Genomic DNA, 25,772 nt, shown 5'->3' on the forward strand with positions numbered 1-25,772 from the left:
CCTGAAGATAGGAAGAACGAACGGAGGAACTATGGAATTGACATCCGAACCATCGGAGTTTATTTATATGTACGCCAGCCACGAGTCGGAAACGGAGCTGTGCCGGATGGAGCTGAATGCTCTGCTCGGGCAGGCGAAACCCTTGAAAGGGAGGGGCCTCATGCTGCGCAGCTCCCGGTTGCTTGACCCGGACCGCAGTCCGTATGTGTCGATGCGTCTGGACGTGCTGATGCAGGGCGACTCGATCGAAGAAATTGCCCGGCAGGTTTCGGAGTTAGAGCTTGGGGACGCCACATTCAAAGTAACGTACGTCAAATCCGGCGATCCCTGCTCCTACGAGGACCAGCGGATGCTTGAGCGCCGTGTCGGCAGCAGCATCCGGGGGAAGGCGGAGATGAAGCATCCGGACGTGCAGTTCGGCCTCCTGTCCGCCGCGGGACAGTGGACGCTCGGGTGGTGCCGGTATCCCGAACGCGCTTGGCGGCTGCACAAGGACAAGCCGCACAATTATTCCACCGGGCTCAGCGTCACGACCGCCCGTTCGCTCGTGAACATCCTTGTACCGGAGCCTGCGGGTGTCCGGGCCGCCGATCCCTGCTGCGGCATGGGGAACGTGCTGATCGAAGCCCTGTCGATGGGCATCGACATCCGGGGCTGGGACATCAATCCGCTGGCCATCCGGGGGGCCCGGGCCAACCTGAAGCACTTCGGCTATCCGGAGGTGGTGACGCTCGGCGATATGACGCAGGTGACGGATCGCTTCGATGCGGCTGTATTGGACATGCCGTACAACCTGTGCTCGGTGCTCAGCACGGATCAGCGGCTCGTTATGCTGCAGAGCCTGCGCCGTATGGCGAAGCGGGCTGTTATTGTATCGACGGAGGAAGCGGCGGAATCGATTCAGCAGGCGGGCTTTGCCATTCTGGACATCGCCCGGGTATGGAAGGGCGGCTTTGTCCGGAACGTCTGGCTTTGCGGGTGACGGAGGCGGATAAGCAATCCGGCATGCGATTACTTTCTACTATATAATAGAAGAAAGTTCCTCATCTTAATAAATAGAAGTCTCTCATCACTTTAAGTAGAAGTTTCTCATTATAATAGAAGAAGATTACCGTCATGAGTTGAAGTCAAGTCAATCATCTCAGTGCTCATCACGGGTATCAAGCCCAAAAGGGCTGTCTCACGATCCGGTCTGAATCGACCGGTAACGCGGGACAGCCTTTTTTCATGCTCCGAAGATATCAGGACGCTCGCATAGCATCCGGAAAATTTCGGAGGCAAAACTCCGCCTTGCGGGGGACAGCTGCTGAGAGATGTCCGTATTAATAAGCACGCTCATAATTGACGAGATTACGCGGAAGCTCTTTTCCCTGCACGTAGGCCTTCAGGTTTTCGACAAAAATATCGATGACCCGCTCGGTATACCGGTCGGTGCTTCCGGAAACATGCGGTGTAATGATAACCTGCTCCATGTCCCACAACGGGTGGTCCTCAGGGAGCGGCTCCTTCTCAAACACGTCGAGCCCGGCGCAGCTGATCTGCCCGCTGCGGAGCGCTTCGAGCAGGGATGCCGTATCCACCGTCGGCCCGCGGCCCGCATTGATGAAGCAGGCGCCCGGCTTGGCCGCCGCCCAGGCATCGGCGTTCAGCAGGTGATGCGTCTCATCGGTAAGCGGCAGCACGCTGATGATGTAATCGCCTTGGCTCAGCGCCTTGTGGAGCCCGTCCATGGTGAACATCTCGTCCACGTGTGGATCGGCTTTGCCGGAACGGCGGACGCCGACGGTGCGCATCCCGAACGCCTTGGCCAGGCGAGCTGTCTCGCTGCCAATCTCGCCGACGCCGACGATGACGGCCGTTCGGCCGTGCAGCTCGGACAAGGTGTCCCGTCCCGGCGCGGACAGATTGGTCTCCCAGCTGTGCTTGAGCTGATTGCGGACCGAGACGTGCAGCTGGCGCGAGAAGGAGAGCATCATGCCAAGGATCGTCTCCGAGATCGGAATCGCATGGACGCCGCTGGAATTCGTCAGCAGCACGCCTTTCTGTTCGAGCTTGTCCAGCGGAAGCGTGTCCACGCCGGCCGACCAGGTCTGCAGCCATTTCAGCCGGCTGTCTTGATTCAGCACCTGATCAGCAATCTGCCTGGACCAGCCGACCAATATTTCCGCTTCGTTCATGAGTGCGGGATCCGCATCGGTGCTTTTGACGACGGTCAGCTTATAGCCGGGAGCGGCTTGTTCAATCAATTGGGTCTGCTCCGGAGTCAGGGAATGCAGACAAACAATTTGCTTCATACCGTTTCAGCCTCCTTCTTGTATGTACCCGTGATGTGATGTTTCTGCTACTCTAAATAGAATGAACTAATGAAATGTTACAGGCCGTATGGGGCTGCTATAACAGGAAGCTTAATGCAAATCTTTAGTTCAGTCTATATATTATGAATATATTCAGGATAACAGATTTGAAACGATATACAACAGGGTCACCCGAGGCCAAGTGAATGAAAGGGAGCAGCGGTCAAGTAAACGCCCTCCTAAGAGTATGCTTTTGCGTAACTCTGCTGCATGACAATGGGCCCGAAAGGTGAAACTATATTAATGAAGGAATTCATGCGAATTATACCTTCGGTACCAATTTTTGCAGGATCCTTTTATGCGGCGCAAAGGGGAAGAAAGGGGAATTACTTGCATGGAAATGAAAGAGAAACCAGTTCAAGATAAGCCTTTAAGGCTATTCGTCGCGGTCCGGATACCGGAATCGATCCGATCATTACTGGAAGAATGGAGGCACCGGAACGAGAAGGAGCTCGCTTTTAAAAAATGGACGCACCGGGAGGATTACCATATTACCGTCCAGTTTCTGGGGGACGCTGATGCTGGAAGAGTGCCGGAAATCGCGGCTGCCTTAAAAAGGGCCTCCTTGAAAATCAACCCATTTCAACTGGAATTTGGAGCGTTCGGCACCTTCGGGTCAGCGGAGTCTCCCCGGGTGTTATGGGCTGGAGTAATTGACCAATCCGGCGGCCTGGACAAGCTCTATGAAGCGGTCACTTCCGGGATGGGGGAACTGGGGTTCGCAAAAGAGGCGAAGCCTTACCGTCCCCATGTCACGATTGCCCGTAAATACGCGGGAAAATCGCCTTTTACAGGCTCCAATTTACCGTCTTTGACAGTGGAAAAATCCGGTTCTGAAGGGAAAAATCAGCCTCTGATTTGGGAGGTCGATGAATTTGTACTTTTTTCCACGCATTTGCACGAAAAGCCAATGTATGAGATACTAGAGGCCGTTCAAATGAAAGATTCGTAGATTGGAAATAAATAGCAATAGAAATCGAATATATTTTTCCGCACATGATCGAATATCGAGTTCCCTTTGTTGCCGTATCCTGTGAAGTAAATTTGTGCCGTTCCTAAGCAACATGTGTTGTAAAGACTGTCCTGTTTGTCAGTTATTGTACGATCTCGGATACAGCAATTGACTGAAAATGTTTCCAAAGGTTATTCAAAACCTGTATTTTTGGTTACTTAAAGAGGGAATGTGCCGGAAATATAGGAGGAGAAACATGTACACATTACGTCAAAACCGCTGGATGGCACTGCTGATCGGTGTGCTTCTGGTGTGTTTCTCTGCAATTTGCATGCTGCTGCAAAACGAGCAGATGCATAAAATGCAGTATAACGACAGCACGAATCAACTGGGGGCTGTAACATACAGCAAGAACGATAAAGCAGGCGCAAGCCCGCAGCATTTATCTATACAGGGGGCAAAACACCCGTTAACCGCGGAAAACTCCGTGCAGCTTTTGAATGTAAATTTATTGAAAAAATGGAACGTTAAGCATCATCCCCTTTTTGTCGAAGGGATTTCAGCACAAACACCGGCGCCCGCCAAAAAGGCCAAAGCTGTGCAAGCGAAGCCTAAGGCGAAGAAAGCTGTAGCTGTTGCAGCCAAGCCGAAGCTGGATCCAAAACTGAATCCCCCCACCACGTTATTCTTCAGCCGGACCAAACTGCTCAGTCCTTCCCAGAAGTCGGAAGCGACCAAACAGTACAAGGTAACCGCTGAGGACGTGCTTCTGCTCCGTAGAATCGTGATGGCAGAAGCCGAAGGCGAACCGTACAAAGGCAAAGTGGCTGTGGCCAATGTTGTCTTGAACCGGCTGCGGTCAGCCAATTTTCCCGATACGATTAGAAAAGTCATTTACCAGAGATATCAGTTCAGTCCTGTGGCGAACGGCCGTTTTGACCGTGTGAAGCCGAACGAGGATTCGATTTATGCCGTCAATGAGGCGCTTAACGGACGCAAGGAAGTCTCGGATGATACGTATTATTTTCTGTCGCTGAAGCTGGCCGACGACCTGACGGTTCACCATACGCGGACCTTGGCCAAGACGATCGGCAACCACTCCTTTTACAAATAAATCCCGTAAGTTTAAAATGTTTATGGGTAAAGGATAATGAGGAGGTGGCGTTCATATGAAAATTACGTATTATGGTCATTCCTGTGTGGTGGTGGAGGAAGGCGGCCGGAGCGTGATCATCGATCCGTTTCTCTCGGGCAATCCGGCATCGGGTATTGCGCCTGCGGATATCCGTGTTGATGCGGTGCTGCTCACCCATGGGCACTCCGACCACTTTGGCGATGCGCTGGAGATTGCCAAAGCGAATGATTGTCCGATTGTCGCCGTGTTCGAGCTGGCGGAGTTCTGCCGCAAGAAGGGCGCGAAAACCTTTGCCATGAACATCGGGGGGCAGCAGCAGTTTGACGGATTCAAGGTCAAATATACGCTGGCTTTCCACAGCTCTGCGGTTCAGGACGGCGACGCGCTGATCTATGCCGGAGAACCGGCGGGCATCCTGCTGACCATGGGCGGCAAAACGTTCTTCCATGCGGGAGATACGGCGCTGTTCGGCGACATGCGGCTTATCGGTGAAATGAATCAGATCGATGCTGCCGCGCTGCCGATTGGCGACGTGCTGACGATGGGACCGGACGATGCGCTGCTGGCGGCCAAATGGCTGCGGGCGGACCGCGTCATTCCGGTGCATTACAACACTTTCCCTGCCATTAACCAGAACAGTACGCTCTTCTGCGACCGTCTTCATCAGGAAGGCATTGAAGGACACGCGCTCAAGCCGGGAGAGAGCATTGAGATCTGACCGCTGATGAAGCGGTGGCTTTGACAAATGGCACCCCCCGCCGTATCCGGGCATACAGTATCGTAACATTAGCCTATCGGAAAGGCGGGGGTTGATTGTTTTACCGAACTAGTGAACATAACGGGTATTTGCCGGCCGGCGAGCTGCAGAAAGCCATACAGGGCGAGTACGAAGCGATCCGTAAGGGACGAAGGCTTCAGGAGCTGGCTCCCCCGGACCACCGGATCTATTTCAGCCGCGTGGTCGAAGAGGAGCGGCAGGGCCGTCTCGCCGAGCTGACCCGTATCTATTATGAGCATACCGGCTGCTACCCGGTCTTCAGCAAGGTTGAAACGCCGAGGGCGTATGTAACCGGACTGAAAACGACCGTCGATGACGCACTCGAAGCCGCGTGGAATTATTCGGACCTGATGCTGACGGCGACGGACCCGAAGGTCCAGAAGCTGATGCTGCGCGCGATGAACAGCGAAATGCGCTGGGTCAGCCGGCTGCAGTTTTTGTACAGCAATTATTTCCACGAAAACGGCGACATGAAGCACAAGGGCACCATTGGCATCGCCGACAAACAGCTTCCCTCTTAAGTTGGGGGAGGCTGTTTTTCTGTATATTGGAAAAAACCTGGTTGAAATGAATAATCATGCGCTTTTCAGGTTAATTACAACATGCCGCTTTAATGCTTCACTGCAAAACATTTCTTATCACATTCATAAAAAGTTTAAATTGCGCAGAGGTTTAGTGGGTGTTAAAATAATATAACCAATTCATTTTGAATAATTATCGACGTTTTATAACAAAAAGAAAACCATTCCCCCATGCAACGAGGATTTCCGCCGTTGTCGCATACCCCATTCCCCTAGTGAGCATGAAGTATTATTCTTGTAGCCAATGTCGTCTTCGTACTGGTTTATTTTGATGTATCTGGATTTACTTGCATTTATTTATTCTGAAGATAGAAAGGTTGCTTTCCATGAGACATACGGTACTTCCCCCTAAGCAGGGACTTTATGATCCGCAGTTTGAAAAAGACGCCTGCGGCATGGGCTTCGTCGCTCATATCAAAGGCCGGGCCTCCCATGAGATCGTAGGCCAGGCTCTGACGATGCTCGAGAATATGGAGCACCGCGGCGGACAGGGCAGCGAGCCCAATTCCGGTGACGGCGCCGGGATCATGCTGCAAATTCCTCACCGCTTCTTTGCGGAAGAAGCGGCCCGGATCGGCTTTGAGCTGCCTGAACCGGGGCAATACGGCGTAGGCATGCTGTTCCTTTCCCACGACGAAGCCGTTCGGGAGGCTCATGAGAGCCGGCTCGTCGAAATCATCCGGGAAGAAGGGCAGCAGTTCCTGGGCTTCCGCGACGTTCCGACCTATGACGAGATGCTGGGCAAATCCGCGAAGGAAGCCAAGCCGTACGTACGGCAGATTTTCATCGGACGCAGCATCGATGTGAAGGACGAAATGGACTTCGAGCGCAAGCTGTACATTATCCGCAGACGCGCCGAGCTGGCCATCCGTTATGGCGACGCTCCGCAGGCGGACTCCTTCTATATTTCCAGCCTTTCGTGCCGGAAAATTGTATACAAAGGGATGCTGACCACCAATCAGGTGGGGCAGTTCTATCTGGACCTGAGAAACGAGCTGGTGGAGACGGCGATCGCCCTCGTTCACTCGCGTTTCAGCACGAACACCTTCCCGAGCTGGGAACGGGCGCACCCGTACCGCTTCATGATTCACAACGGGGAGATCAATACGCTCCGCGGCAACGTGAACTGGATGCATGCGCGCCAGTCGCTGTTTAAGAGCGATATTTTTGGGGATGACCTGGAGAAGGTCAAGCCGGTCATCAATCCGGACGGTTCGGATACCGCCATGTTCGATAACACGTTTGAGTTCCTGTACCTGAGTGGACGTTCCCTGCCACACGTCGCCATGATGATGGTGCCGGAGCCTTGGAACAACCATGAAAGCATGGACGAAACGAAAAAAGCGTTCTACGAATACCACAGCACGCTGATGGAACCGTGGGACGGACCAGCGGCTATGGCGTTCACCGACGGCGTCCAAATCGGTGCCATCCTTGACCGGAACGGACTCCGTCCGTCCCGTTACTACGTGACGAAGGACGACCTGATTATTCTTTCTTCGGAAGCCGGCGTGCTCGACATTCCAGCTGAGGATGTCCTGTACAAGGACCGTCTCCGTCCGGGCAGAATGCTGCTCGTAGATACGAAGGAAGGACGGATCATTTCCGACGAGGAAGTGAAAGCCCAGATCGCTGCCGAGCAGCCGTACCGTGAGTGGCTCGACGAGCATCTGGTCAATCTGGATGAGCTTCCGGACGCGCCGGAGCTGCCGAATCCGAAGCATGACAACGTGCAGCAGCTGCAGCTCTCCTTCGGCTATACGTTCGAAGATCTGCGCAAAGTGCTGGAACCGATGGCTTCGACCGGCCAGGAAGCGGTAGCCTCGATGGGCTACGACGCACCGCTGGCGGTGCTGTCCGACAAGCCGCAGCGCCTGTACAACTACTTTAAACAAATGTTCGCGCAGGTGACCAACCCGCCGATCGACGCGATCCGCGAAGAGATTATCACCGCGACCGGAACGACGATCGGACCGGAGCGCAACCTGCTGCATCCGGAGCCTGAGAGCTGCCGCCAGATCCGTCTGGACACGCCGGTTCTCTCGAATGAGGACTTCGCGAAGATCCGCCACGTGCACCGTCCCGGCTTCAAGTCGATGACGATTCCGATCTTCTTCCCGGCAGAGGAGGGGGCGGAAGGCCTGCGTAAGGCGCTTGACGGATTGTGCGAAGCGGCCGACCGCGTAATCAAGAAAGGCCACAACATCCTGATCCTGTCCGACCGCGGCGTGGACAAAGAAAATGCGGCGATTCCGGCGCTTCTTGCCGTATCCTGCCTGCATCATCATTTGATCCGCCAAGGAACGCGGACGAAAGTCAGCATTCTGCTCGAATCCGGCGAACCTCGTGAAGTGCATCATTACGCGCTGCTGCTCGGTTACGGCGTGAGTGCCGTCAACCCTTACCTGGCGTTCGAAACGCTGGACGACATGATCCAGCAGGGGCTGCTGCGCGGCGTGACGCACGAGAAAGCCGTTAAAAACTATATCAAAGCCGCGACGAAGAGCGTGGTGAAAATTTTGTCCAAAATGGGCATCTCGACAATCCAATCCTACCGCGGCGCGCAAATCTTTGAAGCCGTCGGCCTGAAAGAGGATTTTGTCGAGAAGTACTTTACCCGTACGCCGTCCCGCATCGGCGGCATCGGCCTGGAAGAAGTGGCGGCCGAAGCGCTGGCCCACCACAACCGCGCCTTTACCGACAAGGACGGAAGCGACAAGGTGCTCGATTCCGGCGGTGACTATCAATGGCGCAAGGACGGGGAGGAGCATCTGTTCAACCCGCAGACGATCCACCTGCTTCAGCAGGCCGTACGTACCGGCGATTATCAGGTGTACAAAAAGTACGCGAAGCTGGTTCAGGGTGAAAACGAGAAGCATCTGACGATCCGCTCGCTGCTGAAGCTGAAACCGGCAGGAGCTCCGGTTCCGATTGAGGAAGTCGAGCCGATTGAGTCCATTATGAGACGCTTCAAGACCGGTGCCATGTCCTTCGGCTCCATCAGTAAGGAAGCGCATGAAAGCCTCGCAATTGCAATGAACCGCATCGGCGGCAAGAGCAACACCGGTGAGGGCGGCGAAGATCCGGCGCGCTATATTCCGGATGCAAACGGCGATTCCCGCCGCAGCGCAATCAAGCAGGTGGCGTCCGGCCGGTTCGGCGTGACGTCGAACTACCTGGTGAACGCGGACGAAATTCAAATCAAGATGGCGCAGGGAGCGAAGCCGGGTGAAGGCGGACAGCTTCCGGGCCGTAAAGTATATCCTTGGGTTGCCGAAGTGCGCGGTTCTACGCCGGGCGTGGGCTTGATTTCTCCGCCGCCGCATCATGACATTTACTCGATCGAGGATTTGGCGGAGCTGATTTATGATCTGAAGAACTCCAATCCGCGCGCGAACATCAACGTGAAGCTCGTGTCCGAGGTTGGCGTCGGAACGATCGCGGCCGGGGTGGCCAAAGGCCGTGCCGACATTATCCTCGTCAGCGGATATGACGGTGGTACCGGCGCATCGCCGCAGGGCTCCATCCGCCATGCGGGTCTTCCTTGGGAGCTTGGGGTTGCGGAAACGCACCAGACGCTCATCCTGAATAACCTGCGCGACCGCGTCGTCCTGGAAACGGACGGCAAAATGCTGAACGGACGCGATCTGGCCGTCGCAGCGCTGCTGGGTGCCGAAGAGTATGGCTTCTCTACGGCTCCGCTCGTGGCACTTGGCTGTATCATGATGCGCGTCTGCCAGATGGACACCTGTCCGGTGGGGGTAGCTACCCAGAATCCGGAACTGCGCAAGAACTTCATGGGCGATCCGGCGCATGTCGTTAACTTCATGAGATTCGTGGCTGAAGATATGCGTGAAATTATGGCGGAGCTCGGCTTCCGTACGATCCAAGAGATGATCGGACGCACGGACTGCCTGGATGCCGAAGAGGCGAACGGACATTGGAAGAAGCAAGGCATCGATCTGTCCGTTCTGCTGCACACACCGGAGCTTCCGGAAGGAAGCACGCGCTACCGCACGAAGACCCAGAACCACGGTCTCGAAGAGACGCTGGATATGCGCGAGCTGTTGAAGCTGGCAGCACCGGCGCTGGAAGATGGAACGCCGGTTACCAGCGAGCTTTCGATCACGAACGTAGACCGCGCCGTCGGCACGATTCTCGGCAGCGAAGTCACGCGGAAGTACGGGGCAGCCGGCCTGCCGGAAGATACGATTTCGCTGACCTTTACGGGAACGGCCGGCCAGAGCTTGGGCGCCTTCGTTCCGAAGGGCATCACGCTGACCGTGGTCGGCGACGCGAATGACTACACCGGCAAGGGGTTGTCCGGCGGGAAGCTGATCGTGAAGCCGTCGCCGAAATCGACGTTCAAGGCCGAAGAGAACATCATTATCGGCAACACGGCTTTCTATGGCGCGACAAGCGGCGAGGCGTACATCCGCGGCATCGCCGGCGAACGCTTTGCGGTCCGCAACTCCGGCGTGAATGTCGTCGTTGAAGGCGTTGGCGATCACGGATGCGAATATATGACAGGCGGCCGCGTCGTCATCCTTGGGGAGACGGGACGTAACTTTGGCGCTGGCATGTCGGGCGGCATCGCCTACGTCTATGATCCGCAGGGTACGTTTATCGACCGCTGCAACCTGGAGATGATTCTTCTGGAGCGCGTTGAAGATGCAGAGGAAGCCCAGGAACTGAAGAGCATGATCGAGAAGCATGTCAACTACACGGAGAGTGCTGTCGGCGAGCGTGTGCTGGAAGACTGGGAGAACAGCCTCGGCCAGTTTGTCCGCGTCATTCCAAAGGATTACAAGCGGATGACACAGCAAATCCGCAAGGTTCAGGAGAATGGACTGAGCGGCGAAGCTGCCCTGCTGGCCGCCTTCGAAGCCAACATGCGCGAGCTCGCGAGAGCGGGAAACAACTAATTCTTCCAAACCGGATGTTATAAAGAAAGAATTCCTATCAACAAGGTTGAAATTTTCATATTTGCGCAATAATTGCTGGAAAGGGCATACGAAATGTTTTCAATTGGAGACATAAATCGTATGCCCATTTTTTTCGACAAAAATAGAACCTACTTCAAAAAGCAATTGTCCCATTAGACGACAACATCCAGAAGAGGCTTGGGATATAATAAAAAAGACCTAGTCACTTGGCTGATTCTTGACATTCATACTTGGAACAGACGTTGTATTTGTCAACAAAAGAGTAGCCGTGGAAATCATTTTGGATAATATGTTGAGTGGAGCGAGGGTATCTTCGATGAGAGATGAGAGAAAGTTCGGTGCCGAGGCCCGGTCCAACCAAGAACTTCCGGAGCAAACCCAATTAGACATCATGAAAGTGTTGGAGCAATGCGGGATTCATCCTGACAACTGGAAGCGCTTTGTTCAAAAGATGGAGAAGGGGACGGATTAGCGGAAATTTCGCAGATCGTGTCCGGGGGGTTCACATAAAACGACAAGGAGGGACAGAAAACGTTTTATCATTCCGATTTTAGACAGGGAGGCCACCCTGCAGCAGTTGGCTTCCATATACTCCAAAAGGGGACCCCGTCGAATTACGGTAACCGAACCTATAAAAACCTCAGCCCTCCTAAGTTCAAGGAAAGCTGAGGTTTTTCATTATTTCATGGACCGTTCCATCCGCACAAAAGCGATAAAACGTTTGGCTTCTTCCTCAGACAAGCGGCGGCCGTCAATCGTCAAATTGAACTTTTCCAGCAAGTCCTCGTCCGAAAGCTCCAGTTGATCGACAAAATCCCGGACCTCCGGATCCATGACAATCTTCGGCTGGTTCGTACGGCCGATCAGATAATCGATGGAAACGTCAAATTTGTCAGCTAGTTTGGTCAGAATCTCAAAATCAGGTTTACGGCGGTTCTTTTCATAGTGGGATAGTGCGGCTCGCGTAATGCCTATGGATTGGGCCAATTCCTCCTGGGTCCAGCCGCGTTGGTCCCGCAATTCTGCGATGCGATTACCATGATTCATGAATTAACCTCCTCCGAATACCTGAAAAAATACATAAAATTAGAAACAAATTGTCGCAAAAATAGATTCATATAGGAAATAAGTATTGACTAGTTACAAAATGTATCGTAAAGTGAAAATTGGAAATGATACCATTTGTATCAATTGTTGAGACGGATCGTATCCCTTAGCCAGTATAAGGCGTTATCCCGATTTTCATACCATGAGGCAGGAATAATCCGATGAATATGTTAACAGCACATGGCATACATCTTCAAACGTATATGTATATCCATCAGGTCGGGAACCAGACGGTTTTTCTGCATCGGACCCGTCCTGTCATCTTATGGGAATACGAGCCAAGCCGAATGGTAATCATCAGCGACTTGGATCTCCCCGTTGTGCCCGAGCTCAGGCTGGGGTTCATAATCCACGTTCCAAATGCCCCTGCCCGTCAGGTGTACGGCACCGTGGCTTGGAAAGAAAGCAGCATCTCCTTTAAGGCCCACCAATACGGCATTCGTATTGAATCCCCGCAGCAGGAGCCGGAGCGCATGACAAAACACCACAACCGCCCGCAACGAGGCGGCCGAGCGGCCTCCACACCGTATGAAAGTCCCTGTGACCACGATTCTTTCCCCGGCCCAGGACACCATTTTGATATCAAAGCATAAAAATCTTACGTTTTTTCGTAATGGGATACAGACATTTTACACTATTTATCAAAGGGCTGCATAGTGCTTTGCTTTAAAAAGGCTGAAGTATAAGCCTGTCATATGATCGTCCGGTTGGACTTATATTGAGAGCGGGGGATGGATCAGTCATGGGACGTACGTTGACCTTGGATTTCCTGATGCAGATGCTTCAAAGGGACGAGGATGTTCAATTATGAGCAGCATGAATCCGCTGAACAAAACGGTGGACGTCGGCAAGCCCCTTCCGATCACTCCCCGGAAAGACAGGATGTTGTACCTTTGGGCCAAGCGAACCCTGGATATTAGCTTATCGCTGATAGGGCTGATTTTTTTATGTCCGGTATTCCTAGCTGTTGCCTTGCTTATCAAGCTGGAGGATCCAAAAGGCTCGGTGTTTTTCTCCCAGGTCCGCGTCGGACGTGGAGGGGCACCATTTAAGATGTACAAATTCCGGTCGATGGTCAGCGGAGCCGAGCTGATGCTCGGCAATTTGATCCAGCAAAGCGATGTGACCGGCGCGATGTTCAAAATGAAAAACGATCCGCGGGTCACCCGGGTCGGCCGGTTCATCCGCAAAACGAGCATTGATGAGCTGCCCCAGCTTATGAATGTGCTGAAAGGGAATATGAGCCTGGTCGGGCCAAGACCGCCTTTGCCGCGGGAGGTAAGCGACTATACTTCTTATGATATGCAGAGGCTGCTCGTTGTCCCGGGGTGCACAGGTTTGTGGCAGGTCAGCGGAAGGAACCATGTGGGATTTCAGGAAATGGTCGAGCTGGACCTCAAATACATAAACGAACAGTCGATATGGATGGATATGATCATCATTTGTAAAACGGTCAAAGTGCTGTTCGGCGCGGATAATGCGTACTAATCGCTGCGTGTCCAAGTGCGCAGGACGCAGCTGTGTCCATTAGGAAGGTGGCAGAGGCATCATGAAAAAATGGGTCGTTTCGACCATCGCCGTCGTATCGGTGCTGGTGGTCGGTGTCGCGGGATACGGATTGTATATTTACAATTCGGTCAAAGCGACGGCTAACGAAATATATGAAAAGCGGGAACCGTCGGTTGTACCGGTAACCGTCAGCTCGGATGGCAAGACAGGCGGCCAGGCGGATACGTCCAAGAGTGCCGAAAACCCGCCGGCGGTTCATCTGAATGAAAGGGAGCCGTTTACCGTTCTGGTCATGGGTGTGGATCAGCGCGAGGACGACCCGGGCCGCTCCGACTCGATGATCCTGCTGACGGTAAATCCGGCCAAGCAGAGTATCCTGATGTTCAACATCCCGCGTGACACGAGAACCGAAATCGTCGGCCACGGGACGACGGACAAGATCAACCATGCTTACGCCTTTGGCGGCGTAAACATGTCGGTCGCGACGGTAGAGCACTTCCTCGGTTATCCGGTCAACTATTACATCAAGGTCAATATGGAGGGCTTCGCCAAAATCATTGATTTGCTCGGCGGGGTGGAAGTGAATAATCCGTTTGCCTTTCAATATGAAGGATACGATTTCAAACAGGGCGACTTGAAGCTGGACGGCTCTGAGGCGCTGGCCTTCTCTCGGATGCGGTATGACGATCCGCGTGGAGATTTGGGGCGTAATGCACGGCAGCGGGAAATTTTGGAGCAGGTGATCAATAATGCGCTCAAAATATCGAATGTCGTAAAAATCGAATCCCTACTGAACCAGGTAGGCGACAGTGTCAGGACGGACATCACTTTCGACAATATGAAGACCTTCGTGACCGATTACCGGTCCGACCTGAAGACCATCGAGCAGGTAGAGATCAAGGGCCAGGGCAAGAAGATCAACGGAATTTGGTATTACATGGTCAGCGATGAGGAGCGGCAGCGCATCCATAATGTCATTAAAGAGCATTTACAATAAGAGGCAGGCGTGGCTTGATGTCACGCTTGCTTTTTCATTTCCGGCGTCTTTTGCAGCATCTCTGAACCCGGATTGATTCATAAGCCCCACGTTGTGGGGTTATTTTTCGACGAAAACCGTCAGTTTCCTTGACAAAGGATGCAGATTCATGTAGATTTCTTGGTGTGCATGTTACAGAATGTATCTATAATAAGTCGTTGGTCATAATTTTAAGCGCAAAGACACACTTCATGGAAGGGAAGTCGATTCTCTTGAACAGTCAGCTATCCGTATTCTGCTTGCGATGTGAGCAGGTCATCCCTATGTCGGACACGGCACTTGTGTTCCGGACGGGATTTTACCGCACAGTGATTCCCCTGGGCTGCTGTACCCTATGTTATTCGCAGACACAATCAGAGGCAGATTTCCCATATGATGGGCATCTGCAAGGCGAATATGCTACAATGGGGCCAGACTTGGGCAGAAGGGGTGATAGAAATGCAGCAGGAACCGGTGGTTCGGCTGGAAGGTGTCACGAAGAAAGTCTCATCCAAAACATTGGTTGAGGATGTTACGCTGGACATCCCTCCCGGGCAGGTCTTTGGTTTTCTCGGTCCGAACGGGGCCGGAAAAACGACGACTATCCGCATGATGGTCGGGCTGACCAAGATCACCAAGGGAGATATTAAAATTTGCGGTTACAGCATCAAGGATCATTTTGAGCAGGCCATCGTCCACGTGGGGGCGATCGTGGAAAACCCGGAAATGTATAAGTTTTTGACGGGGTATGAAAACCTCCGGCACTTTGCCCGGATGATGTCAGGGATTACCGAGGAGCGCATTCGGGAAGTGGTTCAGCTCGTAGGGCTGAGCAACCGGATTCAGGATCCGGTGCGGACGTATTCACTGGGCATGCGGCAGCGCCTGGGCGTAGCTCAGGCGATTTTGCACCGTCCGAAGCTGCTGATCCTGGACGAGCCCACCAACGGGCTGGACCCGCAGGGAATCCGCGAACTGAGGGACTACCTGCGCCGGCTGTGCAGGGAAGAGGGGACGACGGTATTCGTCTCCAGCCATCTGCTGTCCGAGATGGAGCTGATGTGCGACGCCGTGGCGATCATCCAGAACGGACGGTTGATTGATGTACGCACACTGGCCGGTGTTGAGGGAGCGCAGGAGACGACCGTGGAAACGGCATTTGCGCTGGACCGTCCGGAGCAGGCGCAGGAGCTGCTTGGGGGAGGTACGGTACGCGATGGACTGCTGATCGTCCGGCTCGACCGAAATGGCATTGCCGACACGAATGCCCGGCTCGTCCAGAGCGGATTCAAGGTGTACGGGATTCAGAAGGTAACCCGGTCGCTGGAGGACCAATTCTTGGAAATGACGGGAAGTGATCAGATTGGGTAGCTTTATCCATCTCGTGCAGAACGAGAATATGAAGATATACCGGAGAGCCCGGACGTGGATCATGCTGTCGATCCTGGCCATCGTCAACATTCTGATGCCGCTCCTGTTTCATTTGGCGGATGGCGGGGGCAATATCAGCTTATGGGAAAGCGTGCTTCAGACCGGGGCGTTTACGTTTTTTCTGTGCACCATATTTTCGGTTGTGGTCGCGTCGGACTCCGTTGCAGGTGAATTCTCCTGGGGGACCATCAAGCTGCTGCTGATCCGCCCATGGAGCCGATCGAAGATTCTGCTCTCCAAATATATTGCCGTTGTGTTGTTCAGCCTGCTGTGCACGGTTCTGCTGATGGCCGTGTCATACGGAGTCTCCGCGATCTTCTTCTCGGGAGGAGCGGGCGGGTCCCTTATGGGCGAGCGCATCGGGCCGCGTCATTACTTTCTGATTATGCTTTGCGATTATGTAGACCTATTCATGACCGTGGCGCTGGCCTTCATGCTCTCGGCCGTGTTCCGGGCAAGCGGGCTCGCCATCGGGCTGTCCCTGTTCATCATGTTCGCGAAGGGCATCTTTAATATGCTGTTCAATCCTGAGCGCTACAGCTGGGCGAAGTTTTTGCCGTTTATGCACATGGATCTGTCGCAGTATCTGGCCTCTTCGGTGGGACCTGGGGGTGTGACGCTTGGGTTCTCGATTCTGATTCTGGCCATCTACTACGTCTTGTTTCTGGTCATCGCCTGGACCGTGTTCGGCAAACGGGACGTCGCGGCCTGACCTGTCACGATTTTAAAAGCCAAAAAACGCAGTGCATGTGGACGTGATCCGTTCACTTGCGACTGCGTTTTTTGCAAAGATAAGAAAGCAGAAGCTTCGGGCCGCATCAGCCGGCTTCCGATTCCAAATACCGCGGGGTGGAGGCGGCCTCCTGCGCCATTTCCTCCGGGGCGTCCTTCAGCTCCATTTTGCTGGATCCGTGAAGGATGCCGCCCTCGGTAATGACCAGCGACGTTGCTCCCAGCACGTCCCCGAACATCTGCCCGGTCGCCGTGATGGTCAGCCGGCCGAGCGTGGTCACATCGCCGTACACTTTTCCGGCAATGATGACCTCTTTGGCATGAATGTGCGATCTGGCCACCGCATGCTCCCCGACAATGACGCTGCCTTTGCTCTCAATAACGCCGTTAAATTTGCCTTCGATGCGCAGGTTGGCCTCACAGGCCAGCGTCCCTTCGATTTCTGTCCCTTTGCCGATCAAAGTGTCCGTTGCGCTCTGGTGCCGGCTCGCTTTGGATCTGCTCATGTTTGAAATCCCTCCTTTTTAAGATTATAGAATTTATAAAATTCAGCGAAGCTGAACCATTCTATAATCGCAAGAAAAACTTCAGCTAAACGCGGTCTGTCTTCTTTGAAGGTACGTCGATAGACGTTTTTCTTACGATCAAACCCTACTACTGAATATAAGGCAGCGGGTTAACAGGCTTATCCTTCTTCACGACCTGAAAATGAAGATGGGGGCCGGTGCTTCGCCCGGTCGAGCCGAGCTCGGCGATCTGTTCGCCTTTGTCGACGGTTTGGCCGACATGGGCCTGGATTTTGCTGAGGTGCATATACCAGGTTTGCAGGCCGTTCGGATGCTCAATGACGATATACCGTCCCCGCGCACCGCCGCTGTTCTCAGCCGTCACGATCGTACCCGCTCCCGCCGCATATACGGGGCTTCCGTTATCCCCGGCAATATCGATCCCCGCATGGAAGGACGCCCTTCCGGTAAAAGGGTCCGTCCGGTAGCCGAAGCTTGAGGTCGTCACCCGGGACTCGGTCGGCCACAGGTCGGGCTGCCCGGAGATCCGATCCTGCGTTTCCTCGGCTTTTTTCAAGGTCGAAGGGATTTGGTTCTCCATGGACCGCAGCAGCGTCTGCATCTCCTGAAAGTCATCTTTCGTCTCCTGGGCCAGGTCCAGCATATCGTTCTCATGCACAGCGATATATTCGCCACCGACATGCTGCGAGGCATCCCAGGACAGGGAAGACGCTTTGGCCCCGGAAGCAGGCTCGGCCATACTGGTGGTCCCGTGCTTGTCAATGAACTGCTGCAGCTGGTTTTCCAATTCATCCACGCGGTCCATCCTCTGCTTCATATCTTTGGCTTGGCTCGACAGGTTGACGATTTCGTTCTGCAGGCGCTCGATGGACTGCTCCCGGCTGTTCACCGTCCGCTGCATCTGGACGTTCTTCAGGCTTTCGGCGGTGACCTTTTGCTCCAGTTGGGAGATCACCTGGGATGAGTGGGCCTGCAGCGCAAGAACGAGTCCGGACAGCGACAGAACGGCCACGGCGGGGACGGCCATCATCAAGGGCTTGGAGAGATGCAGCTGTTTGACGGAATGCTGGGCGTCCCGCATGACCAGGAGCGTCACCCGCCCGTTGCCTTTGGCATTTTTCATGGCGGCTCCTTTCCTCGGCTTGATTGTACTTGTCTTATCTTCTATGTATTCTCTGATCTCTTAAAACATGTCAAAAATGTGATCTTTGCCGCCGCTGCGTCTGCATGAGGCTGATCCGGGTAAATACTGAATAAAGCAGGTTGAAAGTGGTCAATCCTGAACATACAGATTGCTTTTGACCCGCAAGGAGGCTGACGTATGCTGTGGCTGCTTATCGCACTACTCGTTTTTATTTTTCAAACGGCAACGATTCTGCTTCTGGAATTCCGCAATCCTTACAAGACGGTCGCCTGGCTGTTTATATTGTTTTGCTGCCCGTTGATCGGCTTTGTGGTCTATTATTTTGTGGCCCAGGACTATAAAGCGAGGAAGAAGGTCCGTACGCAGGGTTCGCGCCTGTTTCAAGAGATCCGTCCCTTGATATGGAGTCAGGCGTCCTTGGTAAAGCGTGCCGGGGATATGCACAGCAAGGATTTTCAGCATCAGGAGCGCTTGTTTAATTTGCTGTCCCATCTGTCCGAGAGCCCGATTACCGGCTGCAACAAGAGCAGGGTGCTGACCGACGGGGAGGAAACCTTTGGCGCGATGCTCGCCGCCATGGACAAAGCAGAAGATCACTTACATATTCAATTTTATATTTTCCGGGACGACGATATCGGGAACCGGTTCAAGGACATCATGGTCCGGAAGGCGAAAGCCGGGGTCAAGGTGAGGCTGCTCTGCGACGGTTTTGGAAGCTACAGGCTTGGTCGCAGGCGCGGGTTCATCCAGGAGCTGAAGGAAGCGGGCGTGGAGTTCCACTTCTTCCTGCCGCCGCTTCTGGCCATGATCGACCGCAGGATCAACTACCGCAACCACCGCAAAATTATTGTCGTCGATGGAACCAAAGGCTTTGTCGGCGGGCTGAATGTCGGCGATGACTATTTGGGGAAATATCAGAAAATGGGGTATTGGCGCGACACGCACCTGGAGATCGAGGGAGATGCCGTTTATTTTTTGCAAAATGTGTTTTTGAGCGACTGGAAGCTCGCTTCAGGCGAGCGGTTGTCGGACCCTGCGCTGTTTCCCAAGCATCAATGCGAAGCCGATGAACAGGTTCAAATCGTCAGCAGCGGACCCGATCAGGATTGGAATGCCATCCAGGAGATGTGCTTTGGCGCGATTACGGTCGCGAAAAAAAGGATCTGGATCACCTCGCCCTACTTTATTCCCGATCAGGGCATCTATGAAGGACTCAAAACCGCTGCGGTCAGCGGAGTGGACGTGCGGATCATCATTCCGTTGAAAGCCGATTCCAGGCTGGTGCACCTGGCTTCGCTCTCTTATGTTGAAGACCTCCTGCTGGCCGGAGTGAAGTTCTATGAATATCAGAAAGGCTTTATTCATGCCAAGGTCATGATCGTCGACGATCTGATGGCCTCGGTAGGTACCGCTAATATGGACATGCGAAGCTTTTTCTGCAACTTTGAGCTGACGGCAGCGCTGTTCGAGCAGTCCTCGATCGACCGACTGGTGAAAGATTTCAAGGAAGATATGAGCCAGAGCCATCAAATCGTAACCGAGGAGTTTCAGGCCCGGCCGTTTCTGCATAAGCTGGCGGAAGTGCTGTGCCGGATGCTGTCCCCGCTGTTATGACTGCGTGGCCCGGAATCTGCTGCTGCCAAGCCTAGTGCCGTGGAGCCCATAGAATGACGGATACGCCGGCCATGCACAGAGCCGCTCCGATCCAGTCGTAGACGTCGGGCGTGTTTTTGTCGATCCACCAGCCCCACAGCAGGGCAAGGACGATAAAGATGCCCCCGTATGCGGCATAAACCCGGCCGAAGGAAGGATAATTCTGCAGGGTGGGAATGATCCCGTACAGGATCAGGAGTAGGCTGCCCGCCGCGCCGAACCACCAGGGCTTCGCGTCCTTGATCCACAGCCATACCAGGTAACCGCCGCCGATCTCGGCCAGCCCGGCCGCTATAAATAATAATAAGGATTTCATGACAGAAAAACTCCCATCCTGATAATATACAGCTAAAAACTATGATATAATAAAGTAAGGGAATAATCACGGAAGTCCAGATTTCTTAGGCTGTACACGATGCTACCCGGGCGTTTCATGTCCCTTTATGCTACAACAATCTATAGAATCGGGGGGATTCGATGGCTGTACCTTCAAACCCGCAATCCACGGATAGGCCAAACCTGCCGCAGGATTTGCAGCCGCTCAAGGCGCCGACCTCGAAAGCCAGAGTGTTCATGCGCATCCTGGTCATGCTGATCGGAGCCGGATTGGTCTCTGTTGCACTGGAAGTATTCCTCGTAAACAATAACATCATTGACGGCGGGATTACCGGCATTTCCATTATGCTGTCCCACCTTTTTCATCTGCCGCTCGGCATTTTTCTTACGGTTCTCAATATTCCTTTCTTGTTTCTGGGTTACAAGCAAATCGGCAAGACGTTTGCCTTCTCCACGCTGGCAGCCGTCCTGGTGATGTCGATTGGCACCGCGCTGCTGGAACCCGTTAAACCCATTACGTTCGATCCGCTGCTGGCAGCCATCTTCGGAGGCGTGATCCTCGGTGCGGGCGTCGGCCTGGTCATCCGGGCAGGGGGTTCCACGGACGGCAGCGAAATCGTCGCGATTCTCATCAACAAAAAGACGCCGTTCTCCGTCGGGGAGATTATCATGTTCATCAACTTCTTTATCCTGACGAGCGCGGGCTTCGTATTCGGTTGGAATAACGCGATGTATTCGCTGATCGCCTACTTTATCGCCTTTAAAGTGATTGATATCACCAACGAAGGGATCGACCAGTCCAAATCGGTATGGATCATCAGTGAGAAATACAAGGACATCGGTGATGCCCTCACCCAGCGCCTGGGACGCGGCGTCACGTATTTGGAAGGGGAAGGAGCCTACTCCGGAGACAGCAAGAAAGTGATCTTCGTGGTCATCACCCGTCTGGAAGAGGCCAAGCTGAAGGCCATCGTCGGTGATTGGGATCCGGATGCCTTCCTTGCGGTTGGTAATATCCATGACGTTAAGGGCGGCCGTTTCAAGAAAAAAGATATCCATTAGCGGGGCAGCGAAGCTGGACTGACCCGTGAAATGCATCAAAGCCCGGAAGGTTACCTTCCGGGCTTTGATGCGCTTAAATGGCGGATCACCTGCTCGATTGGCTGCGGGGCGAGCGCGGCGATCAGGTCGCCGTGGCGGGCAAGCCGCTCCTCGATGTTAAGCAGGTGAAAATCGGTCGGGGCAACGTTGCTGTCCACTTCCTCCCAGTGCAGCGGGGTTGACACCGTCGCGCCTGGACGTGCCCGGGGGGTGTAAGGGGCGGCGAGTGTTTTTCCCTGATAGTGCTGGAGGTAATCGAAGTAGATTTTATCGCCGCGGTTTTTCTTGAGCCGCTCCAGGGTGAACAGTTCCGGGTGCTTCTCCGTCACGAACATGCCGACGAAATGCCCGACGGTGCGCAGCTCGTCGAACGTGATCCCTTCATTGATCGGCACGATGATCTGAATACCCGTCGCCCCGGACGTCTTCGGCACCGACTGCAGTCCGAGCGAGCGCAGCACCTTGCCGACGATGGACGCGGCCTCCATGATCCGCGGTTCGACCTCCCGCGACGGGTCGAGGTCAATCATCCATTCACAGGGCAGCGTGCTCCCTACGTAATGGAGGGACGGGTGAAACTCCAGCGCGGCCAGGTTGCCCAGCCAGAGCAGCTCGGGCAGGCCGTTCAGCAGGATGTAATTGATCCCGTCCTTCTCGGCCGTCTGGACGTAGGGAGGGAGCGGCTCCGGCGCATTTTTTTGATAAAAAAATTCGCCAGGCACCCCATGCGGATAGCGGATCGTCGTGAGCAGCCGGTTCCGGCAGTACTTCAGCAAATAAGGAGCGAGCGCCGCGAGCTTTTGCAAATAAATGGCCTTGGTAATGCCCATTTCCGGCCACAGTGGCTTATCGGGATTGGTAATGGGAATGTCTTGTCCCTCGATCGAAATCGTGCCTTTCACGGTTCGCGGCATACGGATACCTCCAATCATTTTAGGCGGGATGCCATTTCTGAGCTGCATGATGGAACGTCACGGCCATAGATCCTCGCCGTGATCCTTTGGAAGCTACGGATCCAACCGGCAGTCCGCGGGAGAAACATCGACAAACGCCTGAATACTGGGCTGGCGCAGGGTGCCGCCGGGCGTCCATTCCAGGAAATTCACCTTGATCACCCACTCGGGACGGATCCATACCGCCCCTTTGTGCCGCTCCGGCTGGTTGACGAAGGGACGGTCCTTCACCGCCATGTCCGCGACCCGCTCGGTGATGCTGCGCCAGTCGGCCACCTTCAGCTTGCCCGTTCCGGCATGGCCGATATAGACCAGCCTCCCGTCCTCGGCGTACAGGCCGAGCAGCAGCGCATTCACGATGCCGTCCCGGAACGTCACCCCGCCGACTACAGCGTTCACGTCCTGGATGTTCTTCCGCTTCTGCCACCGCTTGTCCTTGCCGCCCAGGGCATAGACGCTGTTAACGTCTTTGACAACGATGCCTTCAAGCCGGTGCTGGACCGACACGTCATGCAGCAGCGGGATGTCCGTATAGCTCGGCACAAGCTGGACGTGCCCGCTGGGGATCACAGTTTCCGTCAGGAGCTGCTGCCGCTCGCGCAGCGGCCGTCCCGTTACCCATTCGCCGTTATAATACAGGATGTCGAAGATCATATAGACGATCGGAACCTGCTGGACGCGGGCTTTGATTTGCTGCTCTACGCGGAGGCTGTCCCGTTTCATGACCTGATGAAAGGAAGGCACCCCGTCTACCAGCGCGATGATTTCGCCGTCCAGAATGACCGAATCGGCACGGCAGTAAGAAGCGATATCCAGCAGCTCTGGATACTGACGCGTCCGGTTGTTCCCCTTGCGGTTCACAAGCTGGACCTCCCCGCCGTCGTAATAGGTGATCATCCGGACACCGTCCCATTTGATCTGGGCGATCCACTGCTCTCCGGAAGGGAGGAGGTCTGTCATGATGGGTTCGAAAGGGACGATCGGGGTAAGCGGCATCGATGATCCTCCGATCTAACCGTTACGAGACGGTTTCGTTTTTCTTGGCCGTCTTGCGGCGTTTCGGCTTGGGCCCTTCGCCGGCAGCGGCGGCAGGTTCCGCCGGCTTGGCTTTGGCTTTGCCCTTGGCGGTCTTCTTGGCCGGACCCGGGTCGGTCGCCACCGGCTTGGCCGCTTCGATGCTGGCCTGCAGGGCGGCCATCAAGTCGATGACATTCGTCTCCTGCTTCGCCGGAGCGATCTTGATCTCTTCGCCGGCCACCTTGTGCTCGATCAGATCGAGCAGGCGTTCGCGGTAGTCGTCCCCGTATTTTTTCGGCTCAAACGGCGTGGAGAGCTGCTCAATCAGCATTTGCGCCATGCCAAGCTCCTTATCGTTGACCTGGATATTTTCCGGAAGGTTCGGCACTTGGGAGACCGGGCGGATTTCGTCCGGGTAGAACATCGTTTCGATCGCAAGGCACTCATCCAGCACGCGGATCGCCGCGAGGCTGCTCTTGGAGCGGATGGAGATTTTGGCGATCCCGATCTTGCCGCTCTGCTGCATCGCCTCTTTCAGCAGCTGGTAAGCGTTGCCCCCGGCCTGATCCGGAGCGAGGTAATACGTCTTCTGGAAGTAGATCGGATCGATTTCGGACAGATCGACAAAGTCGAGGATGGCAATCGCCTTGTTGGCCTGCTCGGTAATCTGCTCGAGCTCCTCTTTTTCAAACAAAACGAACTTTCCTTTCTCGTATTCATAGCCCTTTGCGATTTCTTCCCAGCCCACTTCCTCGTCACAGACCGGGCATTTGCGGACGTAGGAGAGGGGGCTGCCGCACTCTTTATGGACGTACCTCATGGAAATATCTTTGTCCTCCGTAGCGGAGAACATTTTCACCGGGACGTGGACCAGGCCGAAGCTGATCGCTCCCTTCCAGACGGTATGCATAGTTATCGCTCCTTTAACGCTTTTTTCCTACTAGTATGGGGAAAATATCCCGTTTCTATAAGGCCCGCCGCCGATTTGGCCCAGGAAAAAATGAATGGTTTGGCCGCCTGCAGGGCATATTGAACCCATGACTACATGCATGCTGCAGCGAGGAGGGAGCAAGGTTGAAGGACAGAAGACAGGACCCGGACGACGACAAGGAGCTGACGCTGGAAGCGCTCGAAAATTACGAGGCGGCCAGAGATACGATCGAATCTTCGGATTATATCGATGCGGACAACGTCAACTGGCATAACGTAACCTCGCCGGATGAGGATATATCGTTGGATACCCATATGCTCGATATCGACCGGATGGTCAATGAGGGACTAGGCGGCGGCAACATTACGGCAGACAACGGCTACATCGGGGCGAGCACGACCGACACGATCGTCGTTGAGCCGGGCATGATCGGTCCCGCGCAAGAGGGAGATCCCGAGGAAGGCTGATAGCCCGGGAATGCTGAAATGTACAAGCAATTAAAATTTTCAAAGTAAACGCAGAAGAGCGGCAGGCCTCTAGCGAAGAATGCTAGGTTCTGCGCACAATGATAGCTTATGATTCTATTACACAGGAGGCTGAAACCAACATGGATGCTCAGCGCGCGCTGGATATTTATCAGGCAAAGGACACCATTCCCGTAAACCTGGAAGGGGTACCGGTATGGATCGAAAAGGTGGACGTGGACAACGGGGTGGCCACGGTTCAGGTCGGCACCCGGCCTACCGACACCCAGACGGTGAATGTGGAACGTCTACAGGAAGGATAAACCTGACCTGATTTCCTTCATCCTCACGGGATGAAGGAGATAAGCAAGCTGCTCGGGCTGCGGAGAGTATACTGCCGCCCTGGCGGCTTTTTTGAAAAGATCAGAAAGTATAAGTTTCGGAGCTTCTGCTTCCTGATCTCGCAAGAGAAACTTCCTCTATACGCGGTCTGTCTTCTTTGAAAGTACGTCGATAGACGTTTTTCTTACGTCTGCTGCTGATGGGAGCACGAATACGGCGAAGTGCAAAATCCCCGTATCCATCTCTATAGGGGATAAGGTACAATGGACCTGCAAGCGGCCCATGTTCATCAGTTTTTGGGAAAGGGAGCAGGGCGGCAGAGAGGAGCTGTGTACATATGGGGGGAAGTCCGGTGGTCGCTGCCGGCAGAACGGCGGAGATTCTGTCCTATCAGCCAGGCCAGGTACTGAAGCTGTACCGGGAAGGCATGCCGCGCGGCATGGCGGAAGAGGAATATCAAATCAGTTTGAAGGTGTATAACACGGGAGTGACGACACCCCAGCCGGTTCGGCTTGCGGAGCACGGCTCCCGCTTCGGAGTGGTCTACGAGCTGGCATCCGGCATCACCATGCTCCAGTCCATTTCCGTTAATCCGGACATCCTGCACGAAGAAGCTGCCCGGATGGCCAGGCTTCATCTGGAGCTGCATGCCCGGGACATTCAAGGTCTGCCGGAGCAGAAGACGGTTCTGAAAAACCGTATTCAGCATGCGCCTTCCTTGGGGGAAGAGGAGAAGGAGCGGATTGTTGACTATCTGATGTAGC

At 54.3% G+C, this 25,772-nt stretch carries 25 protein-coding genes; 17 read left to right on the forward strand and 8 right to left on the reverse strand.

Annotation, left to right across the window (positions count from 1 at the left end):
• The first annotated feature begins 31 nt into the window (after positions 1 to 31).
• A complete protein-coding gene (locus MKY74_RS07895; protein ID WP_076175050.1) occupies positions 32 to 982 on the forward strand; it encodes a TRM11 family SAM-dependent methyltransferase in 951 nt (316 codons plus the stop codon).
• A 340-nt stretch (positions 983 to 1,322) separates the two neighbouring features.
• Here the strand turns inward: MKY74_RS07895 and MKY74_RS07900 are convergent, their stop codons facing one another.
• Positions 1,323 to 2,294, reverse strand: coding sequence for a D-2-hydroxyacid dehydrogenase (locus MKY74_RS07900; protein WP_076175044.1), 972 nt, complete (start codon positions 2,292 to 2,294; stop codon positions 1,323 to 1,325).
• 394 nt (positions 2,295 to 2,688) lie between these two features.
• On the opposite strand from MKY74_RS07900, the gene thpR reads away from it, so the two are divergent.
• From thpR to MKY74_RS07930, 6 genes are all read left to right on the forward strand, one after another.
• Positions 2,689 to 3,306 carry an RNA 2',3'-cyclic phosphodiesterase gene (thpR, locus tag MKY74_RS07905; protein ID WP_167372921.1) on the forward strand — a complete coding sequence of 206 codons (618 nt, stop codon included), beginning with the start codon at positions 2,689 to 2,691 and terminating at the stop codon, positions 3,304 to 3,306.
• 256 nt (positions 3,307 to 3,562) lie between these two features.
• Positions 3,563 to 4,420: a cell wall hydrolase gene (locus MKY74_RS07910; RefSeq protein ID WP_076175042.1), complete on the forward strand. Its 858-nt coding sequence runs from the start codon at positions 3,563 to 3,565 to the stop codon at positions 4,418 to 4,420.
• 55 nt (positions 4,421 to 4,475) lie between these two features.
• Positions 4,476 to 5,159 carry a metal-dependent hydrolase gene (locus MKY74_RS07915; protein WP_076175040.1) on the forward strand — a complete coding sequence of 228 codons (684 nt, stop codon included), beginning with the start codon at positions 4,476 to 4,478 and terminating at the stop codon, positions 5,157 to 5,159.
• A 95-nt stretch (positions 5,160 to 5,254) separates the two neighbouring features.
• The gene (locus MKY74_RS07920) at positions 5,255 to 5,740 is read left to right on the forward strand and encodes a ferritin-like domain-containing protein (RefSeq protein ID WP_076175038.1); all 486 of its coding nucleotides are present in this window, start codon (positions 5,255 to 5,257) and stop codon (positions 5,738 to 5,740) included.
• A 386-nt stretch (positions 5,741 to 6,126) separates the two neighbouring features.
• Complete coding sequence (gene gltB / locus MKY74_RS07925; RefSeq protein ID WP_076175036.1) at positions 6,127 to 10,725, forward strand: glutamate synthase large subunit; 4,599 nt, start codon at positions 6,127 to 6,129, stop codon at positions 10,723 to 10,725.
• A 337-nt stretch (positions 10,726 to 11,062) separates the two neighbouring features.
• Complete coding sequence (locus MKY74_RS07930) at positions 11,063 to 11,218, forward strand: hypothetical protein (protein ID WP_163882458.1); 156 nt, start codon at positions 11,063 to 11,065, stop codon at positions 11,216 to 11,218.
• A 206-nt stretch (positions 11,219 to 11,424) separates the two neighbouring features.
• Here the strand turns inward: MKY74_RS07930 and MKY74_RS07935 are convergent, their stop codons facing one another.
• Positions 11,425 to 11,793, reverse strand: a complete 369-nt coding sequence (locus MKY74_RS07935) for a helix-turn-helix domain-containing protein (RefSeq protein WP_076175034.1) — start codon at positions 11,791 to 11,793, stop codon at positions 11,425 to 11,427.
• A gap of 221 nt (positions 11,794 to 12,014) precedes the next feature.
• On the opposite strand from MKY74_RS07935, the gene MKY74_RS07940 reads away from it, so the two are divergent.
• The 5 genes from MKY74_RS07940 to MKY74_RS07960 all read left to right on the forward strand — a co-directional run bounded on the left by MKY74_RS07940 (position 12,015) and on the right by MKY74_RS07960 (position 16,520).
• Positions 12,015 to 12,446: a hypothetical protein gene (locus MKY74_RS07940; RefSeq protein ID WP_076175032.1), complete on the forward strand. Its 432-nt coding sequence runs from the start codon at positions 12,015 to 12,017 to the stop codon at positions 12,444 to 12,446.
• A gap of 223 nt (positions 12,447 to 12,669) precedes the next feature.
• Positions 12,670 to 13,341 carry a sugar transferase gene (locus tag MKY74_RS07945; protein WP_076175222.1) on the forward strand — a complete coding sequence of 224 codons (672 nt, stop codon included), beginning with the start codon at positions 12,670 to 12,672 and terminating at the stop codon, positions 13,339 to 13,341.
• A gap of 61 nt (positions 13,342 to 13,402) precedes the next feature.
• The gene (locus tag MKY74_RS07950; protein WP_076175029.1) at positions 13,403 to 14,359 is read left to right on the forward strand and encodes an LCP family glycopolymer transferase; all 957 of its coding nucleotides are present in this window, start codon (positions 13,403 to 13,405) and stop codon (positions 14,357 to 14,359) included.
• Positions 14,360 to 14,836: 477 nt separating this feature from the next.
• Entirely contained in the window at positions 14,837 to 15,748 is a 912-nt protein-coding gene (locus tag MKY74_RS07955) for an ABC transporter ATP-binding protein (RefSeq protein ID WP_076175027.1), read from the forward strand.
• Positions 15,741 to 16,520, forward strand: a complete 780-nt coding sequence (locus MKY74_RS07960) for an ABC transporter permease (protein ID WP_076175025.1) — start codon at positions 15,741 to 15,743, stop codon at positions 16,518 to 16,520. Before MKY74_RS07955 ends, MKY74_RS07960 begins: the two co-directional genes overlap by 8 nt.
• Positions 16,521 to 16,626: 106 nt before the next feature.
• Here the strand turns inward: MKY74_RS07960 and MKY74_RS07965 are convergent, their stop codons facing one another.
• Both MKY74_RS07965 and MKY74_RS07970 read right to left on the reverse strand, forming a co-directional pair.
• Entirely contained in the window at positions 16,627 to 17,046 is a 420-nt protein-coding gene (locus MKY74_RS07965) for a bactofilin family protein (protein ID WP_076175023.1), read from the reverse strand.
• Between the two features lie 148 nt (positions 17,047 to 17,194).
• Entirely contained in the window at positions 17,195 to 18,190 is a 996-nt protein-coding gene (locus MKY74_RS07970; protein ID WP_076175021.1) for a M23 family metallopeptidase, read from the reverse strand.
• A 198-nt stretch (positions 18,191 to 18,388) separates the two neighbouring features.
• Here MKY74_RS07970 and cls point away from each other — a divergent pair, with 198 nt between their 5' ends.
• Positions 18,389 to 19,825, forward strand: a complete 1,437-nt coding sequence (gene cls / locus MKY74_RS07975; RefSeq protein WP_076175019.1) for a cardiolipin synthase — start codon at positions 18,389 to 18,391, stop codon at positions 19,823 to 19,825.
• A 31-nt stretch (positions 19,826 to 19,856) separates the two neighbouring features.
• On the opposite strand, the gene MKY74_RS07980 is transcribed toward cls, so the two are convergent.
• Positions 19,857 to 20,180, reverse strand: a complete 324-nt coding sequence (locus tag MKY74_RS07980; RefSeq protein WP_076175017.1) for a YnfA family protein — start codon at positions 20,178 to 20,180, stop codon at positions 19,857 to 19,859.
• 257 nt (positions 20,181 to 20,437) lie between these two features.
• On the opposite strand from MKY74_RS07980, the gene MKY74_RS07985 reads away from it, so the two are divergent.
• Positions 20,438 to 21,262 (forward strand): YitT family protein, encoded by an 825-nt coding sequence (locus tag MKY74_RS07985; RefSeq protein ID WP_240913448.1) that lies wholly within the window; start codon positions 20,438 to 20,440, stop codon positions 21,260 to 21,262.
• A 50-nt stretch (positions 21,263 to 21,312) separates the two neighbouring features.
• On the opposite strand, the gene ligD is transcribed toward MKY74_RS07985, so the two are convergent.
• The 3 genes from ligD to ku form a co-directional block, all read right to left on the reverse strand.
• Complete coding sequence (gene ligD / locus MKY74_RS07990) at positions 21,313 to 22,215, reverse strand: non-homologous end-joining DNA ligase (protein WP_076175015.1); 903 nt, start codon at positions 22,213 to 22,215, stop codon at positions 21,313 to 21,315.
• Positions 22,216 to 22,308: 93 nt separating this feature from the next.
• The gene (locus tag MKY74_RS07995; protein ID WP_076175013.1) at positions 22,309 to 23,250 is read right to left on the reverse strand and encodes an ATP-dependent DNA ligase; all 942 of its coding nucleotides are present in this window, start codon (positions 23,248 to 23,250) and stop codon (positions 22,309 to 22,311) included.
• Positions 23,251 to 23,272: 22 nt separating this feature from the next.
• Positions 23,273 to 24,181, reverse strand: coding sequence for a non-homologous end joining protein Ku (gene ku / locus MKY74_RS08000; RefSeq protein WP_076175011.1), 909 nt, complete (start codon positions 24,179 to 24,181; stop codon positions 23,273 to 23,275).
• Between the two features lie 164 nt (positions 24,182 to 24,345).
• On the opposite strand from ku, the gene MKY74_RS08005 reads away from it, so the two are divergent.
• The 3 genes from MKY74_RS08005 to MKY74_RS08015 all read left to right on the forward strand — a co-directional run bounded on the left by MKY74_RS08005 (position 24,346) and on the right by MKY74_RS08015 (position 25,771).
• Entirely contained in the window at positions 24,346 to 24,669 is a 324-nt protein-coding gene (locus tag MKY74_RS08005) for a hypothetical protein (protein WP_076175009.1), read from the forward strand.
• A gap of 140 nt (positions 24,670 to 24,809) precedes the next feature.
• Positions 24,810 to 24,989, forward strand: a complete 180-nt coding sequence (locus MKY74_RS08010; RefSeq protein WP_076175007.1) for an H-type small acid-soluble spore protein — start codon at positions 24,810 to 24,812, stop codon at positions 24,987 to 24,989.
• 356 nt (positions 24,990 to 25,345) lie between these two features.
• Positions 25,346 to 25,771: a hypothetical protein gene (locus tag MKY74_RS08015; RefSeq protein WP_076175005.1), complete on the forward strand. Its 426-nt coding sequence runs from the start codon at positions 25,346 to 25,348 to the stop codon at positions 25,769 to 25,771.
• The last annotated feature ends 1 nt before the right edge of the window (position 25,772 follow it).

It is taken from the genome of Paenibacillus sp. FSL R5-0378 (assembly GCF_038009285.1).
Taxonomy (GTDB): Bacteria; Bacillota; Bacilli; order Paenibacillales; family Paenibacillaceae; genus Paenibacillus_AQ; species Paenibacillus_AQ favisporus.

Bases quoted from the DNA above. Each gene is read 5' to 3' on its own strand.
- MKY74_RS07895 (WP_076175050.1), top strand. From the start codon at position 32: ATGGAATTGACATCCGAACCATCGGAGTTTATTTATATGTACGCCAGC.
- MKY74_RS07900 (WP_076175044.1), bottom strand. From the start codon at position 2,294: ATGAAGCAAATTGTTTGTCTGCATTCCCTGACTCCGGAGCAGACCCAA.
- thpR (WP_167372921.1), top strand. From the start codon at position 2,689: ATGGAAATGAAAGAGAAACCAGTTCAAGATAAGCCTTTAAGGCTATTC.
- MKY74_RS07910 (WP_076175042.1), top strand. From the start codon at position 3,563: ATGTACACATTACGTCAAAACCGCTGGATGGCACTGCTGATCGGTGTG.
- MKY74_RS07915 (WP_076175040.1), top strand. From the start codon at position 4,476: ATGAAAATTACGTATTATGGTCATTCCTGTGTGGTGGTGGAGGAAGGC.
- gltB (WP_076175036.1), top strand. From the start codon at position 6,127: ATGAGACATACGGTACTTCCCCCTAAGCAGGGACTTTATGATCCGCAG.
- MKY74_RS07930 (WP_163882458.1), top strand. From the start codon at position 11,063: ATGAGAGATGAGAGAAAGTTCGGTGCCGAGGCCCGGTCCAACCAAGAA.
- MKY74_RS07935 (WP_076175034.1), bottom strand. From the start codon at position 11,793: ATGAATCATGGTAATCGCATCGCAGAATTGCGGGACCAACGCGGCTGG.
- MKY74_RS07940 (WP_076175032.1), top strand. From the start codon at position 12,015: ATGAATATGTTAACAGCACATGGCATACATCTTCAAACGTATATGTAT.
- MKY74_RS07945 (WP_076175222.1), top strand. From the start codon at position 12,670: ATGAATCCGCTGAACAAAACGGTGGACGTCGGCAAGCCCCTTCCGATC.
- MKY74_RS07950 (WP_076175029.1), top strand. From the start codon at position 13,403: ATGAAAAAATGGGTCGTTTCGACCATCGCCGTCGTATCGGTGCTGGTG.
- MKY74_RS07955 (WP_076175027.1), top strand. From the start codon at position 14,837: ATGCAGCAGGAACCGGTGGTTCGGCTGGAAGGTGTCACGAAGAAAGTC.
- MKY74_RS07965 (WP_076175023.1), bottom strand. From the start codon at position 17,046: ATGAGCAGATCCAAAGCGAGCCGGCACCAGAGCGCAACGGACACTTTG.
- MKY74_RS07970 (WP_076175021.1), bottom strand. From the start codon at position 18,190: ATGAAAAATGCCAAAGGCAACGGGCGGGTGACGCTCCTGGTCATGCGG.
- cls (WP_076175019.1), top strand. From the start codon at position 18,389: ATGCTGTGGCTGCTTATCGCACTACTCGTTTTTATTTTTCAAACGGCA.
- MKY74_RS07980 (WP_076175017.1), bottom strand. From the start codon at position 20,180: ATGAAATCCTTATTATTATTTATAGCGGCCGGGCTGGCCGAGATCGGC.
- MKY74_RS07985 (WP_240913448.1), top strand. From the start codon at position 20,438: ATGCGCATCCTGGTCATGCTGATCGGAGCCGGATTGGTCTCTGTTGCA.
- ligD (WP_076175015.1), bottom strand. From the start codon at position 22,215: ATGCCGCGAACCGTGAAAGGCACGATTTCGATCGAGGGACAAGACATT.
- MKY74_RS07995 (WP_076175013.1), bottom strand. From the start codon at position 23,250: ATGCCGCTTACCCCGATCGTCCCTTTCGAACCCATCATGACAGACCTC.
- ku (WP_076175011.1), bottom strand. From the start codon at position 24,181: ATGCATACCGTCTGGAAGGGAGCGATCAGCTTCGGCCTGGTCCACGTC.
- MKY74_RS08010 (WP_076175007.1), top strand. From the start codon at position 24,810: ATGGATGCTCAGCGCGCGCTGGATATTTATCAGGCAAAGGACACCATT.
- MKY74_RS08015 (WP_076175005.1), top strand. From the start codon at position 25,346: ATGGGGGGAAGTCCGGTGGTCGCTGCCGGCAGAACGGCGGAGATTCTG.